The organism is Spiroplasma endosymbiont of Cleonymus obscurus, assembly GCF_964273375.1.
Lineage (GTDB): Bacteria > Bacillota_I > Bacilli_A > Mycoplasmatales > VBWQ01 > Spiroplasma_E.
The window spans coordinates 12,666-29,513 of record NZ_CAXWWA010000003.1 but is presented as its reverse complement, the minus strand read 5'-3'; the positions used below and the strand labels follow the sequence as shown (position 1 = coordinate 29,513).

Here is a 16,848-nt window from a genome sequence, read left to right as displayed (position 1 = left end):
AATAAATAAAAATAAAATAAAACTTATTAGAACCTGTTTAGAATCTTTTCGAAAATAATGTAAAATGATTATATATTTTAAAATAAGAGGTATATATGCATAAAAATTATCCAAGTCATGTCACCAAAGAACAATTTGAAAACATAAAATCAATTTTAGAAAATAGTAAAAAGAAAACAAAACCAAGAAGTTTAGATTTATATGAAATATTTTGTGCAATTTTATATGTATTAAAAAGTGGTTGTCAATGAAGAATGTTACCAAAAAATTTTCCAAAATGACAAACTGTATATTATTATTTTCAAATTTGAAGTAAAAATAATGGTAAAGAACCTAGTGTATTGCAATTAATTTTAAAAAAAATTAGTTAAAAAAGTTCGTATCAACAATAATCGCAAAGAACAAACTAGTTTTTGTATAATTGATTCGCAAAGTGTTAAAAATACAGATACTACTGAAAATAAAGGTTATGATGCTGGTAAAAAGATTTCAGGCATAAAACGTCATATTGTTGTTGATTCTCAAGGTTTACCACATGCAATTTACATAACCACGGCAGAAAAAACAGATCGTAATAGCGCTATAATAATGATTGAAAATGAAAAAGAAAATCTTTCTGCAGTTCAAAAAATAATAGTAGATGCTGGTTATACTGGTGAAAAATTTGCTTCTGAAATCAAAACAATCATAAATGCAAATGTTGAAGTGATAAAACGCAATGAATTACATACTTTTGTAGTATTACCAAAAAGATGAATTGTAGAACGAAGCTTTGCTTGATTAGAAAAATACAGAAGATTATGAAAAAATTGTGAAAGAAAACTAAATACTAGTTTACAAATGGTTGTTCTTTCATTTATTTCAGTTTTATTAAAAAGATTCTAAACAGGTTCTTAAAGAAAACTTTAATAAGAATTTTTGAGTTATAAAAGTAAGTATTATTGTTGACTAATATTTTTGAAGTGTTAATATTAACTTACAATTGCATATTGAAGTCTAAATTATTCTCGTCTAAACTTATAATTTAAAGACAAATTTGAATATTATTGACAACATCGGTATGCTCCCTTAAAATTTAATGGAGGATGAAAATGCAAACTTTTATTGGAATTATAGGTTATTTAGCCGGAATATTGTCTATTATAACATTTATTCCACAAGCAATAAAAACAATAAAAACTAAGGAAACTAAACATATAATCTTATCAACTTATATTATTTATAATATTGCTAATCTTTTTTTCTTGATATTTGGAATACTTTCAGTAACATTACCAGTAATGTGACCAGAAGGTGCTGATACTCTTGAAATTGCAATTTGAGGTTCTACCTTAATAATACCGTATACAGTAACAATGACTGCAACTAATTGTATTATTTATGTTAAAGTAAAAAATATGAAAACGTTGGGCGAAAATGCTAAAACTTTGGAGGAATAAAAATAATGGCAAATACTGAATGATGAATTATTACTATAATAGGGATTATTGGAGCACTTATTGCTGTTATAGCATTTTGTCCACAGTCTTTAAAAACAATAAAAACTAAAAAAACAGATGGTATTTCTTTACTTACATTTATTCTTTATACAACAGCTAACAGTTTATGAGTATTATGGGGCATTATTCATTTATCATATCATGGTGGATCTGAATCAACAATTTTAATGAAAGATTTAGTTATAATTTGTGCTAATACACCTTGTGCAATATGATCAGGAATTATTCTTGGTATTAAAATTAATAATATGTATAAATATGGTGAAGATTGTAAAAAATGAAAAGGTAAAGTAAATATAAAGAGTAACTTTTAATAGTTTATTTTTTTAAAAAAATAATAATTTATTACTAAAAATGCATTGTAATGATGCATTTTTTAATAGTTATAGTAGTAAAATACTTATCAAAATTAAAAATATAATTTAAGTTATAATATATGTATAATTAAAAATTCTGTGGGGTTAAATAATGATAATTCAAAATGATGTTTATAAAATTCTAGTACAAGTAATCCTAGAAAAAGGTCATTGTAATGTTTTATTAGCACAAATGATGCGAGATAAAAATCTAACATTATCAGAAAAAGAAGCAATTGAAAAGATAGTACTAGGAACCTTAAAAAATCAAATTTATTTAGATTATATATTAAATCAAATATGAAATGTTTTGAAATCAGTAATTACTATTCCTTTTCACATAACTATTTTATTATGAATAGTTTTATATGAAATCTATTTTTTAGAAATTACTAATAAAGAAATTTTCATTGAAAATACTTTAAAAAAAGTAAGCACCATTGATAATAAACTAACATTTATTATTTCTAAAGTATTAGATTTATGTTTTACTAAATTTAGATCAGAATTTAATTTACAAAAAGAAAGTAAACAAAATATTAAATTAATTAAATATAGTTATCCTAGTTGATTATACTCTTTAATAAAATCACAATTTAGTATTAATATTGCAAATCAATTGATAAAAGATAACTTAAGAATGCCATTAATTAGTTTTAGAGTTAATACATTAAAAACTACTGTTAATAAAGTGTTAAACAATGAAAATTATAAATCTTTTAACTTTTGTTTAAGCGAGATAGTATCTGATGGTATTATTAGTTCAAAGTCAATTTTTAACACAAAATTATATGAAAATGGTGAAATTATTAAACAAGATCAAGCAAGTATGTTAGTTAGTCATATTTTAGATCCACAACCATATGATGAAGTATTAGATATGTGTGCAGGAATTGCTAGTAAAACAGCCCATATGGCAGCTTTAATGTCTAATCACGGTAAGATAGTTGCTTGTGATATAAATGAAGAACGATTAAAAATTGGTGCTACTTATTTAAAAAAATTAGGTGTAACAAATACTAAACTTAAATATGGTGATTCTACAATATTAGATTTTAATAATAAATTTGACAAAATTTTAATTGATGCTCCTAGTACTGCTTGAGGTTTAATTAAAAGAAAACCAGAAGTTAAACTTATCAATTGAAGTAAAGAAGAAATTAATCAGTTAATTACTGTTCAAGCAAAATTATTAAATAAGGCTTATCAACTTTTAAAACCTGAAGCGATAGTTGTGTATGTTACTTGTACTTTCAATATTAAAGAAAATCAAAATCAAATTGAGAATTTTGTTAAAAATCACCCAGATATGACAATCATTGCAGAAAAACAATTTTTTGGTTTTAATAACAATACTGATGGATTTTATATTTGTAAATTAAAAAAAGGAATATAGGGGGACAGTTTATGAAAATAAATGCTAGTTATAAAACAGATGTTGGTAATTATCGTACAAATAATCAAGATGCCGTTTTATATTTAACAAATAACACTGGACAAGTTATTGGTGTTGTTTGTGATGGATTGGGTGGTCATAAATGTGGTGAAGTGGCGAGTAATATGGCTGTTAGTATGTTAAAAAAATTTTTTGAAACAACAGATTTTACTAAATTAAAACATGATAAACAAATTCATGCATGATTACAAGAAAAGATAGAAATTATTCAAATTGAAATGAATAATTTTAGTTTAAGTAATAAACAAGCGCTTGATATGGGAACAACTATGGTAATAATTTTAATTACTAATAACAAAGCTTATTTAGTAAATATTGGTGATTCACGTATTTATCAATATTGTGAACAAGGATTAAAACAGTTAACAGTTGATCATAATATTTTAAATTTATATTTACAAAAAAATACAACTAAAGAATCAAGTGTTGATTTAAATCACACTTATTGAAAGGCATTGACTAGTGCTCTTGGTCCACGTAAGCCATTAAAAACTGATATTTTTCATTTACCATTAATAATTCCATCATATTTTCTTTTAACTAGTGATGGTGTTCATGATTTTTTAGAAGAATATGAAATAGTTAATATTTTAGAAAAAAATGGAAATATTAATAATAAAGTTAAATTATTAATTAAGCAAGCATTACTTAATGTTTCAACTGATAATGTTACTGCATTATTAATGGAAATAAAATTTTAGTCTTTTGATATTTTTGTGTAAAATATAAATTATAAATAAGTTAGTAATTTTTAAAAAATAAATTTAAAAGTAATGGTGAAACTAATGGAAATAAATAAATTATTGAATAATCGTTATCATATTTTAAAAATTATTGGCTCGGGTGGTATGGCTAAAGTTTATGAAGCACAAGATAAATATTTAAATCGGCAAGTTGCTTTAAAAGTAATTAATCCAATTTCACCACTAGATGACTTAATAAAAGAACGATTTTTGCAAGAAATTAGAGCAGTATCTAGAGTTAGACATCCCAATGTTATTTTGGTATATGATGTTTTTATTGATAAGAAAGATTGATGCTTAGTTTTTGAATTATTAGAAGGTAAAACATTAAAAGAATATTTAAGTAATTATTCAGTTTTATCAGTTAATGAAGTTATAGTTATTATGAAAGAAATTTTAAAAGGGGTTAATGCGTGTCATTCAGTCAATATTATTCATCGTGATTTAAAACCTGAAAATATTATTTTAACTAGTAGTGGAGCAATTAAAGTTTTAGACTTTGGTATTGCTGTTATTGATGATTATGAAGTTAAAAAACACGCTAATCAAGTTGTAGGAACAATGAAATATATTGCTCCAGAAGTAGTAAAATTTCAAAAACCAACAATTCAAAGTGATATTTATGCTTTGGGTATTATATTATATGAATTATTAGTTGGTAAACCACCTTTTTTTCATAAAAATCCACAAATATTAGCCGCTAAACATATTAAAGAACCAATGCCATTAATTCATGAAATTAATAAGAATATTCCACAAAGTTTAGAAAATATTATTTTGAAGGCAACTGCTAAGAATATTAATGATCGCTATCGGACAATTAGTGAATTGAGTAATGATTTAGATTGTTGTTTAAAAACGGAAAATAAAAATAATATGTTATTTAAGAAAAATTACTTAAATTCACAAAAATTAAAAAAACCATTTTATTTAAAAAAAGAATTTTTATTATCTTTAATTTTAATTATATTATTACTTATTGGTGTTATTATAAGCATATTAATTTTATATTAATTGGAGGATACTATGAATTTTAAACAAGGAATAGTTATTGGAGTTGCAAATAACTTTGTTGAAGTAAGAATTGATAATCAAATTTTTTCTTGTTTAATCAAAGGAAATTTAAAATTTCAAACAGCAAAAATTTTAGTTGGTGATTATGTTAAAGTTAATTTTAAAGATGATAAAAATCCTTTGGTTGAATCAATTTTACCTCGATTTAATGAACTATATCGACCAAGCATTGCTAATGTTGATCAAGTATTAATTGTTAGTTCTCTTGTTAATCCTTTTCTTAGTAGTTTTCTATTAAATAAATTATTAACTATTTTTAATTATTATCATTTAAAAATAATTTTAATATTTACAAAAATTGATTTGGTAACTAAAGATAATGAAGTTTGAACAAAAGTTAAAGCATATCAGAATTTAAATTTACCAACAATTTTTATTTCAAATGTTAAAAAAAATGGTATTGAAGATTTAAAAAAAGTTTTTACAAACAAGTTATCAATATTAACAGGTACTTCAGGAGTGGGAAAGAGTTCAACTTTAAATAGTTTGGATAATAATTTAAAATTATGAACACAGGATATTTCTACAAGTTTAAATCGTGGTAAACATACCACAACTAAAACTCGCCTTTATTTTTTACATGATGGTATTATTGCAGATACACCTGGTTTTTCGGTCTTTCAGTTACAAGGTCTAAGTAGTATTGATATTGCTACTAATTTTCCTAGTTTTACTAATATTTGACAAAATTGTAAGTTTCGTACTTGCTTACATCAGCAAGAACCAGAATGTGCAATTAAAAAAGCAGTTGCAAATAAAATAATTTCTAGTTTTTTTTATGAAGATTATTGTAAAATTTTAATAGAATTCAATAAAATTAATAATTTAAAATAAAGGATGGTAATATATGAAAAAAGAAGTAACAATTGCCGCTAGCATTTTAACTGCTAACTTTCTATCTTTAAAAGATGATTTATTAAATTTACAAAATGCAGGAATTAATTGAATTCATTTTGATGTTATGGATCATCATTTTGTTGAAAATTTAAGTTTTGGTGCAAAAATATTAAGTGATGTATGTAAATTTAGTTCTAATATCAATATTGATTGTCATATGATGGTAAAGATAACAACATCAAAAGTATGTGATTATTTAAAACCATTTATAATTTTACCGCAAGTTAAAAATATTACTTTGCATTATGAAGCATTAACAGAAGAACAATTAAAAGAGTTTCTGCAGTGAAAAAACCCTGGTTTTAAAAAAGGAATTGCCATTAATCCTGATACACCAATTTCAAAAATTTATGATTATTTGAAAGATCTTGATACAATTTTAATTATGAGTGTGCAACCAGGTGCGGGTGGACAACGTTTTTTAGATTTAACTATTAATAAAATTAAAATGTTAGTAAAACATATCGATAATAATTTTCCAAATATTACAATTGCTGTTGATGGTGGCATTAATAATTTAACAGCAAATGATTGTATTGCTGCTGGTGCTAATTACCTAGTAGCGGGTAGTTATTTATTAAATAGTGATAATTCAGTAAAAAAACAAGTTGCGATGTTAACAAATTATGAAAAATAGTGATATTAAACAATTAGTAATTGTTTGTCGTGATTATAATTTAAATTGAGAACAATTTATTAATCCAATTTTTATTGGTGTTGAAACTGGTGTTTTATCATTATTAAAATATAACAAACCAATTAAGTTTATTTGTGGTGATAATGATACCATTAATAAACAACAGTTAAAGATTTTAAATGATCAAAGTAAAATACATAATTTTGAAATTATTACTTTTAATAAAGAAAAAGATTTTATTGATAGTGAACTTTCGATAGTTACTGCAATTTCCAAAAAAATTGATTTTCAACAAATAGTGATAGTAAGTGATGGAATACGTTGGGATATGTTACTTGCTAGTATTAATATATTAAAAAAATATGAATGTTTTAACCCAATTTTATTAGGTGAAAATAATTATTGTTTTTTACTAAAAGCAAAATCAGAATATATTTTTTACAATTGACAATTAACATATAAATATATTTCTTTTTTTAGTTTAGACAATGAAGAAGTAATTTATAATTTTAGTGGTTGTAAGTTTTATCCAAATCAAGATATTACTGTTACTAATAATAGTACGCAAACTATTAGTAATGAATTTAACAAAGAAGAAAGACCAAAACTAATTATTAAAAAAGGAAAATGTTTAGTTTTTTTACATAAATAATTTTTAAAATTTAGAAAAACTAATTATTATTTTATGACAAAAGTATATTAATAAAATCTTAAAAAAAGATAGTATAATAAAAATCATAAACTTAATATAAGTTTTCTAACCCTTATTTTTATTAAAAATAAATGGGTTTTTTTATTTTTTAAAAGAGGAAAAATTAAAAAATGGTAAAAGAAAAAATGTCATCTGCAACAGAGTTAATAAAAAAACTTGAAAGTATAAAGTTAAGATATCAAAAACAACATAATACTCAAATTCCTTATTTTAAAAGAATTATTGAAAAATTAAAAGGTATATCTTTGGTTGCAGATATTCCTAATGTTATTAAAAATCTTAATTATCTTGAAGATAATTGCGGAAAAAGTACTAAAAAATATTCTGATAAAGCAATAATGCCAATTTTATCTTTGTTTACTGTAACTATTAGTTTTTTAGAAGCACAAGTAAATAAGGGGGCATTAGCAATAGATTTTAAAAATATATATAAATATGATTTAAGTAATGTTTTAACTACTTCAGAAGATAAGTTATTTGTATTAGGTTTACAAACTGATTTAGAAGTTAAAATAAAGTATAGAGATAGTTCTAAAAGTTTAGATGATTTAACATTATATGATAGTTCAGACATTAATGAAATTTTTAAAGAAATGCAAGAAAAAATACATGATTTAAAAATACTAAAAGAAGCTAAAAATAAAATATGTGGACAAATTAATAATTTTAATTTGAATTTCAAAAATGAAAAACAATTAGCAAGAAGATGGTGACATTGACCACTTAAATTTTTGACTTGTGGAATGTGAGAAAGTAATAAAATTAAAGCAATTAATAATAAATATAGTAAGGATAGTTTTGATAAATTAATTCGCGAACATAATGGATTAAATACTAAAATTAATGAGTTAGAAAGTGATATTAAAATTTTAAAAACTAAAGTTAATAAATCAGAAAAGAAAACTAAAATATTAGGAAGTAGTAGTTTAAATTATGGTAAAAAATGAAAATCAATAAATGATTTAGATGAGCATAATATTGTAGAAAAGAGTTTTTCATATCAAAATTTGTTATAAGACGTTATTATTTGGTGATAATTTATTTTTTTAATTTAAAATAAAAATTAATCTCTTTAAAATTTTATTTTTAAAGAGATTAATAATATTTTTTGTTAAAAGGATATAATTTAAGCAATAAGAAATAATAATTATAAAATTATTTTAAATTTTAATAGTTTTAGATATTTTACTTGGAAGTAATGTTGTGGTTGTAATTCCCATCAGTAGTAATAAAGGTCATTCAAACTCTAATAATGTATCTAAGTCTAATTTATTTGTTAATAAAAAACCTAAATATAAAACTACTGCCAATAAAAATGCAAATATTATTGTTAATAATTTAATTATAAAATAAAATTTAAGTTTTTTTAATTCGTATTTATAATTTTCAGTTTTGTTCGGTAATGTTTAGTAATCTGTGTAACTTACAAAAATAACTATGTTTAATTAATTCTAGTAAATATAATTAAATGACTAGAAAGAGTGAGTTACAGATGGCTAAAAAAGATAACTTTAATAATAATGATCCAATATCAAAAGCAGTAGATTTATTATTAGAAAATACTGAAGATTTAACAACAGTTTTTAAAGAAGGGGGTTTATATAAAGAATTAACAAAACGTTTAGTTGAAAAAATGTTGAATTCTGAGATGCAAAATTATTTAGGATATGAAAAAAATCAACATAGTAATAGTGACAATGCTCGTAATGGTATAAGTTCAAAAAAATTAATAACTCAACAAGGTAAAATTGAGATTGATGTACCACGAGATCGTAATAGTAATTTTACTCCTGTAATAGTGCCAAAAAGACAGAGAAGATTTGATGGTTTTGATCAACAAGTTCTTTCCTTATATGCAAAAGGTATGACATTATCAGATATTAGAATGCAGTTACAAGAGTTATATCATGGTGCTGATATTAGTGAAAGTGTTATTAGTCACAAATTACTGATGATGTGATTGATGATGTCAAAGCATGACAAAATAGACCATTAGAAGGCATTTATCCCATTGTTTATTTTGATTGTATAGTAGTTAAAGTACGACAAGATAAACGCATTATTAACAAATCAGTTTATATAGCTTTAGGTGTTGATTTAGAAGGTAAAAAAGATGTTTTAGGTTTATGAATTAGTGAAAATGAAGGCGCTAAATTTTGATTAGCAAATTTCACAGAAATGAAAAATCGTGGCTTAAATGATATTCTTATTGCTTGTAGTGACAACTTAACAGGCATGTCAGAAGCAATACAATCAGTTTATCCTAAAACTGAACATCAATTATGTATAGTTCATCAAATCAGAAATAGTTTAAAATATGTTTCATACAAACATCGAAAATCACTAGTTACAGATTTAAAGCCAATTTATAATGCATGTAGTGAAGAACAAGCAATGCAAGCTTTAGAATCATTTGAAAGTAAATGAAATAAACACTATCCTCAAATTGCTAAATCTTGATATAAAAATTGAGATAATTTAATGATTTTTATTAGTTATCCTCCAGAAATCAAAAGAGTGATTTATACTACAAATTCTATTGAATCTGTTAATAGTCAATTACGAAAAGTCATCAGAAATAAAAAAGTTTTTCCAAATGATATGGCAGTTTTCAAAATATTTTACTTAGCAATTGAAAATATAACAAAAAAATGAACAATGCCCATTCAAAATTGAAATACAGCAATTGCTCATTTTATGATAAAATTTGAAGACAGAATTAATCTGAACTAGTACTTTGCAAAACAAAGATACACAGATTATTAAAAAGCCTCGTTTGTTCATCAGTTTCTTTTGAATTCAAATTATTTTCAGTTTGAATATCACTTGTTTCGATAGTTTTTTTACTTTTTGATCATTTTTATCATTTGTTTTTTGAATCTGTTTTTGTTTCATTTTATCCTCTTTTTTTAATTTATATAGTCATACACACTTATAGTATATCAAAAATAATAATTAAATAAGATAAAAAAGTATAAATGTTTGTTTTTGCTTAATAAACACTAAAAATTTACTTTTTATTAAGTAATTACAGAAATTATTTATAATGTAATTGATTTATTTAATTCATCATCATATTCTTTTAAGAGTTGTTTTGAATCGTTTATAATTTGTTTTACTTCTGGTGAATATTGCTCCATTTGTGCTTGTGATACTTCGAACCTTCCTATTCTTATTAGTTCAAGTTCAATGTCTCTAGTATTTTTTTCTTCTTTTGATTCAGAAGAACAAGATCATAATGATGATGGTTCATCTACAAATAGTTCTTTTTTTAATTTTTGGATTTCTTTTCAAATATTTTTTATTTTTTCTTCAATTTCTTTAATGTTCATTTTTTCTTTTTTACGTTCTTCATTTAAAATTAGTATGTATTCTGTAATTCCAAGTGGGTCATTATTAATTTCAAAAAATTTAATTAAAGATATTAATACCTTAATGCCAGTATTTTTGCTATTTTTTATTATTTGTGCAATATTTGGATACTCTGTTTTAAATTGTGTTCAGTTTTTTGATTCTTGTTTATTATCATTATCTTGTAATGGTTTTTCTTCCAACGTTTCGAATTCTTGAGATTGTTGAGGATTTTCCTCATTAACTTTTGTATCATTATCTAAGAACCTGTTTAAAATCTTTTAGAGAAATAGGGTAAAATGATTATATATTTTAAGATAAGAGGTATATATGCGTAAAAATTATCCTAGTAATGTTAGCAAAGAGCAATTTGAAAATATAAAATCAATTTTAGAAAATACTAAAAAGAGAACTAAACCAAGAAGCTTAGATTTATATGAAGTATTTTGTGCAGTTTTATATGTATTAAAAAGTGGTTGTCAATGAAGAATGTTACCAAAAGATTTTCCAAAATGACAAATTGTATATTATTATTTTCAAGTTTGAAGTAAAAATAATGGTAATGAACCTAGTGTATTACAATTAGTTTTAAAAAAAATTAGTCATGGCATTTCGTATCAATAATGGTAGAAAAGAACAAACTAGTTTTTGTATAATTGATTCACAAAGTGTTAAAAATACAGATACTACTGAAAATAAAGGTTATGATGCTGGTAAAAAGATTTCAGGAATAAAGCGTCATATTGCTGTTGATTCTCAAGGTTTACCACATGCAATTTACATAACCACAGCAGAAAAAACAGATCGTAACAGTGCTATAATAATGATTGAAAATGAAAAAGAGAATCTTTCTGCAGTTCAAAAAATACTAGTAGATGCTGGTTATACTGGTGAAAAATTTGCTTCTAAAATTAAAACAATTATAAATGCAAATGTTGAAGTTATAAAACGTAATGAATTACATTCTTTTGTAGTATTACCAAAAAGATGAGTTGTAGAACGAAGCTTTGCTTGATTAGAAAAATGCAGAAGATTATGAAAAAATTGTGAAAAAAAATTAAATACTAGCTTACAAATGGTTGTTCTTGCCTTTATTTCAATTTTATTGAAAAGATTTTAAACAGGTTCTAAGATTATAGTTTCAAATATTTTTAATAAATATTCATCTGGTATTTTTTTGTTAATATTTTTTAATGCTTCTTTTTTTCTTTTTTCTCATTCCTTTTGAAATAGTTTTTCTTTTTCTATATAAGTTAAAGGCATATCTTTTAATCTTTTTCCTTTCTTTAATTTTAATTTAATAAAAAACCTAATATAGATAAATTTCTATATTAGGAATCAACTTTTATTAAATTATAAATAAATATTAGCATAAAAAATAATTATATTTATAAAGTTAATATTTAACACGAATAAATATAAGTAGTAAATTTATTAATGTATAAGTTGTATTAAAATTAAGATTAGCGTAGTCAATTTTCTTATTTTATGTAGAAGTAGTTATTTTATCAAACTAGGAATCCTTTACATTATTTATTGTAAAAATTAAAAATTATTAAGTTACAAAATGATAAAATTAATATATAAAAAGTAAAGGAGGAAGTAAATGGAAAAAATTGGTGCTGCAGTTTATTTACATTTAGCAAATTTAGAAGAAATTAAAAATTATACCGAATTATTAGCCAAGAATAATATTAAAACTATTTTTACAACTTTAATTAGTTTTAAAAAAACAGATTATGAAAATTTAAAAAAATTAGTAGTATTAACACAAATTGCTAAAAAGTATAATATGCATGTTTTTGCAGATATTAATATTGAATTTATTAATGAATTTAATCTGAATCTTAATAAACGACTTGATTTCATAAAGTTTTTTAAAATGTATGGTTTATCGGGTATTCGTTGCAACGAAGGAATTGATATTAAGCATCAAGCAAAATTAAGTCAAAATCGTTTAAATTTTAAAATATTTATTAATGGTTCATATGTTATTAATGATATCAACTACTTAATATTATTTTATAAAGCTAATGTTAATAACCTTATTAGTTGTTATAATTTTTATCCACAAAGATATACCGGTGCTGATATTGACTTTTTTTGTTTAAATCAATCTGAAAGCGTTGTTAATAAAATTCCATTTGCCAGCTTTGTTACATTATTAGGAAAAGATAAAATTGGACCTTGAAAATATAATGATAATTTACCAACATTAGAACTGCATCGTGATTGACCATTGGTAACACAAATTCGTCATTATATTGCTTTATGCATTGATATGATAATTATTGCTAACCAGTTTTTAACAGAATATGATTTGAAAATGATAAATGAAATTGATTATAAAAATTTATCGTTAAAAATTGAGTTAAATTCTAATATTACTGATAGTGAACAACAGATTCTTTTTGATAAAAATATTCATAAAGTTAGATCTGATTTAGCACGTGATATATAATTCGTAGTGTTATTTCTCGAGTTATATATCAAGAATTAGATATCCCTGCTAACAATACTAATCAATGATTAGAAAAAGGTGATGTTGTTATTCTTAATAATAAAGCACAAAATTATCGTGGTGAATTACATATTATTACAAATAAAATTAAAAATGATGGTATTCGTAACGTTGTTGGCAAACTTTCTAAAGAAGATTTAAATTTTATTCCATTTTTAGTATCAAATCGTTCATTTAGATTTATTTTATAAATAAATTTTTTGTTTTATTTATTAAAAACATAAACATTTAAAATATGATAAAATCATTAAGTATTATTAAATAATAGTTAGTAAGTGTGAAATTTTAAAAGATAATCTTACTTTTAATTTTTTTTTAAAATAAAAAGTTTAATATTGTATAAAAATATTGATAATTTTTTATTTTACTAATATAATTGTTAAAGTAAAATAAAAAATAGGAGCTGACATGAATGCATTCAGTGAAAAAATCACCATCATCAGACAACAAAGAAAACGAAGAATGAACAAGTAGTGAACAAGAGTTTCAACGTCTTTTAAAAGGATTTAGTAAAAAGGCCCAAGAAACTAAAAGAGCAGAAAAAAGACATAAACATTTTCTTTCTGCGCGTGATGAAAAACGCGAAAAACAAAGCGCTGCTGCTAAAAAGAAAAAACATCGTAAGTAATAAAAAGGAAAAAATGGTAATCACTGTTAATTATTATTGGCGGTGATTTTTTATATGAAATATCCTTTTGTTCAACAAGAAACAGAAAATGATTGTGGTTTGGCATGTCTTGCTATGATATATAGGTTTTATTTTAAGAAGAAGTTATTAATTAATGACATAAAAAAAGATATATTTTTAACAAAATTGGGAATTAATCTTTTAGAATTAAAACAATTGGCTAGTAATTATAATTTATTATTAAAAGCTTATAATATTAATTTTGATAAATTAAAATCACTAATAATTGTTAAATCATTAATTATTCAAATATATAATGCTAATGTCGGATTTCATTTTATAGTTATTTACAAAAAGAAAAAAAATAAATGACTGGTGGCAAATCCAGAAGATATTGAACTTAGTTGAAAAAATATTGAAGATTTTAAAATTTTTACGAATGTTGTTATTTCAACTAATATAATAAATAAATTTTTATTAGTAATAAAAAAAAGATGAATAAAATTAAAAATTTTTCACCATTTTTGATTCCAAATTATTTATATTATTCATTAATTATTATAATTAATAATTTATTTTTAGTTACTACCTTTTTTATAGCACAAGTATTTTATAAGCATTTTATTAATCAAATTATTTTAAATAATAGTTTACAGTTAGCAATGATTTTATTATTAAGTTTCTTTTTTATTAATTTAATGAAAATTTTAATTGAATATATTTTAAATAAAATATGTCAAAAATTTTATTTTTATTTCAATAACTTTTTAGTAGATTTATTTCATAATAAATGATTTAAAAATAAACCAATAGAAATACAAAAATATAATGGTAGTGATTTTTTACAAATATATCAAGATATTAATAACATATCAACTATGTTTTGTCATAATAGTTTAGAGATAATTATTAATTTTATTACTAGTGTTATTGTTAGCATAGTTTTGATTAAGATTCATTTTATGATTTGATTAGTAAATTTATTAAATGGTTTTATAACAGTATTAATTAATTTTATAATAATGTTATGAAAAAAACCATTAGTAAAAAAAGAACTAGTTACCAAATTAGATTTGCAGCAACAAATAATTTTAAGTCAAAAAAGTTTTGAAGATGCCTATTTTCGTAATTTGCAACTGCATATTAAAAGTATATTAGTTTAAAAAGTATAATACACATATTAATAATTATTGACAATTAAATAATTTAGTTATTAATAATAGTTCGTTAACAAGTTTTATTAAAAATATTATTAGTTTTATTACTATATATTTATCATTAATATTAATTTTTGATGGTAAAATTAATCTATCTCAATTAATATTTATTACTAGTATTAGTATTTATATTAATTCTTTTTTTCAAAATATTGGTAATAGTCTTATTTTCTTTCCGGTTTTTATTAAATCATTTCAAAGATTTAATAATTTTATTAATTGTAGATTACAATATAAGAATAACAAAAAATTTTTTTCAATATCAATTAATAAAATAGTATTAAAAGATTGTTATTTTAATTTAAGAAATAAAGTAGTTTTTAGTAATTTAAATTTAATATTAAAACAAAGTAATATTATTATTGGTCCTTCTGGCATTGGTAAAACAACCTTACTATCATTATTAATTCAGAAATATGGAGGCTTTTTAATAATCTGTGTATCTTTGTTTTGCAAAGTACTAGTTCAGATTAATTCTGTCTTCAAATTTTATCATAAAATGAGCAATTGCTGTATTTCAATTTTGAATGGGCATTGTTCATTTTTTTGTTATATTTTCAATTGCTAAGTAAAATATTTTGAAAACTGCCATATCATTTGGAAAAACTTTTTTATTTCTGATGACTTTTCGTAATTGACTATTAACAGATTCAATAGAATTTGTAGTATAAATCACTCTTTTGATTTCTGGAGGATAACTAATAAAAATCATTAATTGGATCAATTTTTATATCAAGATTTAGCAATTTGAGGATAGTGTTTATTTCATTTACTTTCAAATGATTCTAAAGCTTGCATTGCTTGTTCTTCACTACATGCATTATAAATTGGCTTTAAATCTGTAACTAGTGATTTTCGATGTTTGTATGAAACATATTTTAAACTATTTCTGATTTGATGAACTATACATAATTGATGTTCAGTTTTAGGATAAACTGATTGTATTGCTTCTGACATGCCTGTTAAGTTGTCACTACAAGCAATAAGAATATCATTTAAGCCACGATTTTTCATTTCTGTGAAATTTGCTAATCAAAATTTAGCGCCTTCATTTTCACTAATTCATAAACCTAAAACATCTTTTTTACCTTCTAAATCAACACCTAAAGCTATATAAACTGATTTGTTAATAATGCGTTTATCTTGTCGTACTTTAACTACTATACAATCAAAATAAACAATGGGATAAATGCCTTCTAATGGTCTATTTTGTCATGCTTTGACATCATCAATCACATCATCAGTAATTTGAGACTAATAACACTTTCACTAATATCAGCACCATGATATAACTCTTGTAACTGCATTCTAATATCTGATAATGTCATACCTTTTGCATATAAGGAAAGAACTTGTTGATCAAAACCATCAAATCTTCTCTGTCTTTTTGGCACTATTACAGGAGTAAAATTACTATTACGATCTCGTGGTACATCAATCTCAATTTTACCTTGTTGAGTTATTAATTTTTTTGAACTTATACCATTACGAGCATTGTCACTATTACTATGTTGATTTTTTTCATATCCTAAATAATTTTGCATCTCAGAATTCAACATTTTTTCAACTAAACGTTTTGTTAATTCTTTATATAAACCCCCTTCTTTAAAAACTGTTGTTAAATCTTCAGTATTTTCTAATAATAAATCTACTGCTTTTGATATTGGATCATTATTATTAAAGTTATCTTTTTTAGCCATCTGTAACTCACTCTTTCTAGTCATTTAATTATATTTACTAGAATTAATTAAACATAG

General features: G+C 22.7%; 20 protein-coding genes and 2 pseudogenes. 17 read left to right on the top strand and 5 right to left on the bottom strand.

What is annotated here, in order from left to right; all coding sequences use genetic code 4:
* Positions 1–95 precede the first annotated feature (95 nt).
* From ACI2WJ_RS06895 to ACI2WJ_RS06850, 10 genes are all read left to right on the top strand, one after another.
* A protein-coding gene (locus ACI2WJ_RS06895) for an IS5 family transposase (protein WP_400254448.1) occupies positions 96–885 on the top strand; the annotation gives its coding sequence in 2 pieces (ribosomal slippage) (positions 96–356 and positions 358–885; 789 coding nt in all).
* Between the two features lie 206 nt (positions 886–1,091).
* Entirely contained in the window at positions 1,092–1,439 is a 348-nt protein-coding gene (locus ACI2WJ_RS06890) for a SemiSWEET family sugar transporter (protein WP_174481527.1), read from the top strand.
* A 5-nt stretch (positions 1,440–1,444) separates the two neighbouring features.
* Entirely contained in the window at positions 1,445–1,813 is a 369-nt protein-coding gene (locus tag ACI2WJ_RS06885) for a SemiSWEET family sugar transporter (RefSeq protein WP_174481526.1), read from the top strand.
* A 154-nt stretch (positions 1,814–1,967) separates the two neighbouring features.
* Positions 1,968–3,251 (top strand): methyltransferase domain-containing protein, encoded by a 1,284-nt coding sequence (locus ACI2WJ_RS06880; RefSeq protein ID WP_400255283.1) that lies wholly within the window; start codon positions 1,968–1,970, stop codon positions 3,249–3,251.
* Between the two features lie 11 nt (positions 3,252–3,262).
* Positions 3,263–4,012 carry a protein phosphatase 2C domain-containing protein gene (locus tag ACI2WJ_RS06875; protein ID WP_400255282.1) on the top strand — a complete coding sequence of 250 codons (750 nt, stop codon included), beginning with the start codon at positions 3,263–3,265 and terminating at the stop codon, positions 4,010–4,012.
* An 84-nt stretch (positions 4,013–4,096) separates the two neighbouring features.
* Positions 4,097–5,068 (top strand): serine/threonine-protein kinase, encoded by a 972-nt coding sequence (locus ACI2WJ_RS06870; RefSeq protein ID WP_174481523.1) that lies wholly within the window; start codon positions 4,097–4,099, stop codon positions 5,066–5,068.
* 12 nt (positions 5,069–5,080) lie between these two features.
* Positions 5,081–5,962 (top strand): ribosome small subunit-dependent GTPase A, encoded by an 882-nt coding sequence (rsgA, locus tag ACI2WJ_RS06865; protein WP_338979685.1) that lies wholly within the window; start codon positions 5,081–5,083, stop codon positions 5,960–5,962.
* Positions 5,963–5,975: 13 nt separating this feature from the next.
* Positions 5,976–6,662 (top strand): ribulose-phosphate 3-epimerase, encoded by a 687-nt coding sequence (locus ACI2WJ_RS06860; protein WP_252319571.1) that lies wholly within the window; start codon positions 5,976–5,978, stop codon positions 6,660–6,662.
* Positions 6,652–7,314 (top strand): hypothetical protein, encoded by a 663-nt coding sequence (locus ACI2WJ_RS06855; protein ID WP_400255281.1) that lies wholly within the window; start codon positions 6,652–6,654, stop codon positions 7,312–7,314. Before ACI2WJ_RS06860 ends, ACI2WJ_RS06855 begins: the two co-directional genes overlap by 11 nt.
* Before the next feature lie 170 nt (positions 7,315–7,484).
* Positions 7,485–8,390, top strand: coding sequence for a hypothetical protein (locus tag ACI2WJ_RS06850; RefSeq protein WP_400255280.1), 906 nt, complete (start codon positions 7,485–7,487; stop codon positions 8,388–8,390).
* 144 nt (positions 8,391–8,534) lie between these two features.
* On the opposite strand, the gene ACI2WJ_RS06845 is transcribed toward ACI2WJ_RS06850, so the two are convergent.
* On the bottom strand, positions 8,535–8,684 hold the full coding sequence (locus tag ACI2WJ_RS06845) for a hypothetical protein (RefSeq protein ID WP_400255279.1): 150 nt from the start codon (positions 8,682–8,684) through the stop codon (positions 8,535–8,537).
* Positions 8,685–8,866: 182 nt separating this feature from the next.
* On the opposite strand from ACI2WJ_RS06845, the pseudogene ACI2WJ_RS06840 reads away from it, so the two are divergent.
* Positions 8,867–10,107, top strand: a pseudogene (locus ACI2WJ_RS06840) (IS256 family transposase).
* A 308-nt stretch (positions 10,108–10,415) separates the two neighbouring features.
* Here ACI2WJ_RS06840 and ACI2WJ_RS06835 read toward each other — a convergent pair.
* Positions 10,416–10,928 carry a hypothetical protein gene (locus ACI2WJ_RS06835; RefSeq protein WP_400255278.1) on the bottom strand — a complete coding sequence of 171 codons (513 nt, stop codon included), beginning with the start codon at positions 10,926–10,928 and terminating at the stop codon, positions 10,416–10,418.
* A gap of 127 nt (positions 10,929–11,055) precedes the next feature.
* Between ACI2WJ_RS06835 and ACI2WJ_RS06830 the strand changes: the two genes are divergently transcribed.
* Positions 11,056–11,845 (top strand): IS5 family transposase gene (locus ACI2WJ_RS06830; RefSeq protein WP_400254547.1). Its coding sequence is split into 2 segments (ribosomal slippage): positions 11,056–11,316 and positions 11,318–11,845, totalling 789 coding nucleotides; the frame shifts between segments, so codons are not numbered across the junction.
* On the opposite strand, the gene ACI2WJ_RS06825 is transcribed toward ACI2WJ_RS06830, so the two are convergent.
* Positions 11,842–11,988, bottom strand: a complete 147-nt coding sequence (locus ACI2WJ_RS06825) for a hypothetical protein (RefSeq protein WP_400255277.1) — start codon at positions 11,986–11,988, stop codon at positions 11,842–11,844. The two genes, ACI2WJ_RS06830 and ACI2WJ_RS06825, sit on opposite strands and share 4 nt — an antisense overlap.
* Positions 11,989–12,331: 343 nt before the next feature.
* On the opposite strand from ACI2WJ_RS06825, the gene ACI2WJ_RS06820 reads away from it, so the two are divergent.
* The 5 genes from ACI2WJ_RS06820 (at position 12,332) to ACI2WJ_RS06800 (ending at position 15,037) form a co-directional block, all read left to right on the top strand.
* Complete coding sequence (locus ACI2WJ_RS06820; RefSeq protein WP_400255276.1) at positions 12,332–13,186, top strand: MupG family TIM beta-alpha barrel fold protein; 855 nt, start codon at positions 12,332–12,334, stop codon at positions 13,184–13,186.
* Positions 13,162–13,437 carry a DUF871 domain-containing protein gene (locus tag ACI2WJ_RS06815; protein WP_400255435.1) on the top strand — a complete coding sequence of 92 codons (276 nt, stop codon included), beginning with the start codon at positions 13,162–13,164 and terminating at the stop codon, positions 13,435–13,437. Before ACI2WJ_RS06820 ends, ACI2WJ_RS06815 begins: the two co-directional genes overlap by 25 nt.
* Before the next feature lie 221 nt (positions 13,438–13,658).
* Positions 13,659–13,874: a hypothetical protein gene (locus tag ACI2WJ_RS06810; RefSeq protein WP_400255275.1), complete on the top strand. Its 216-nt coding sequence runs from the start codon at positions 13,659–13,661 to the stop codon at positions 13,872–13,874.
* Between the two features lie 54 nt (positions 13,875–13,928).
* Positions 13,929–14,429 (top strand): cysteine peptidase family C39 domain-containing protein, encoded by a 501-nt coding sequence (locus ACI2WJ_RS06805; RefSeq protein ID WP_400255274.1) that lies wholly within the window; start codon positions 13,929–13,931, stop codon positions 14,427–14,429.
* Positions 14,369–15,037 (top strand): hypothetical protein, encoded by a 669-nt coding sequence (locus tag ACI2WJ_RS06800; protein WP_400255273.1) that lies wholly within the window; start codon positions 14,369–14,371, stop codon positions 15,035–15,037. Before ACI2WJ_RS06805 ends, ACI2WJ_RS06800 begins: the two co-directional genes overlap by 61 nt.
* A 345-nt stretch (positions 15,038–15,382) precedes the next feature.
* Here ACI2WJ_RS06800 and ACI2WJ_RS06795 read toward each other — a convergent pair whose 3' ends face one another.
* Together ACI2WJ_RS06795 and ACI2WJ_RS06790 are read right to left on the bottom strand one after the other, a co-directional pair.
* Complete coding sequence (locus ACI2WJ_RS06795; protein ID WP_400255272.1) at positions 15,383–15,577, bottom strand: hypothetical protein; 195 nt, start codon at positions 15,575–15,577, stop codon at positions 15,383–15,385.
* Positions 15,552–16,791, bottom strand: a pseudogene (locus ACI2WJ_RS06790) (IS256 family transposase). Before ACI2WJ_RS06790 ends, ACI2WJ_RS06795 begins: the two are co-directional and overlap by 26 nt.
* Positions 16,792–16,848: the final 57 nt, after the last annotated feature.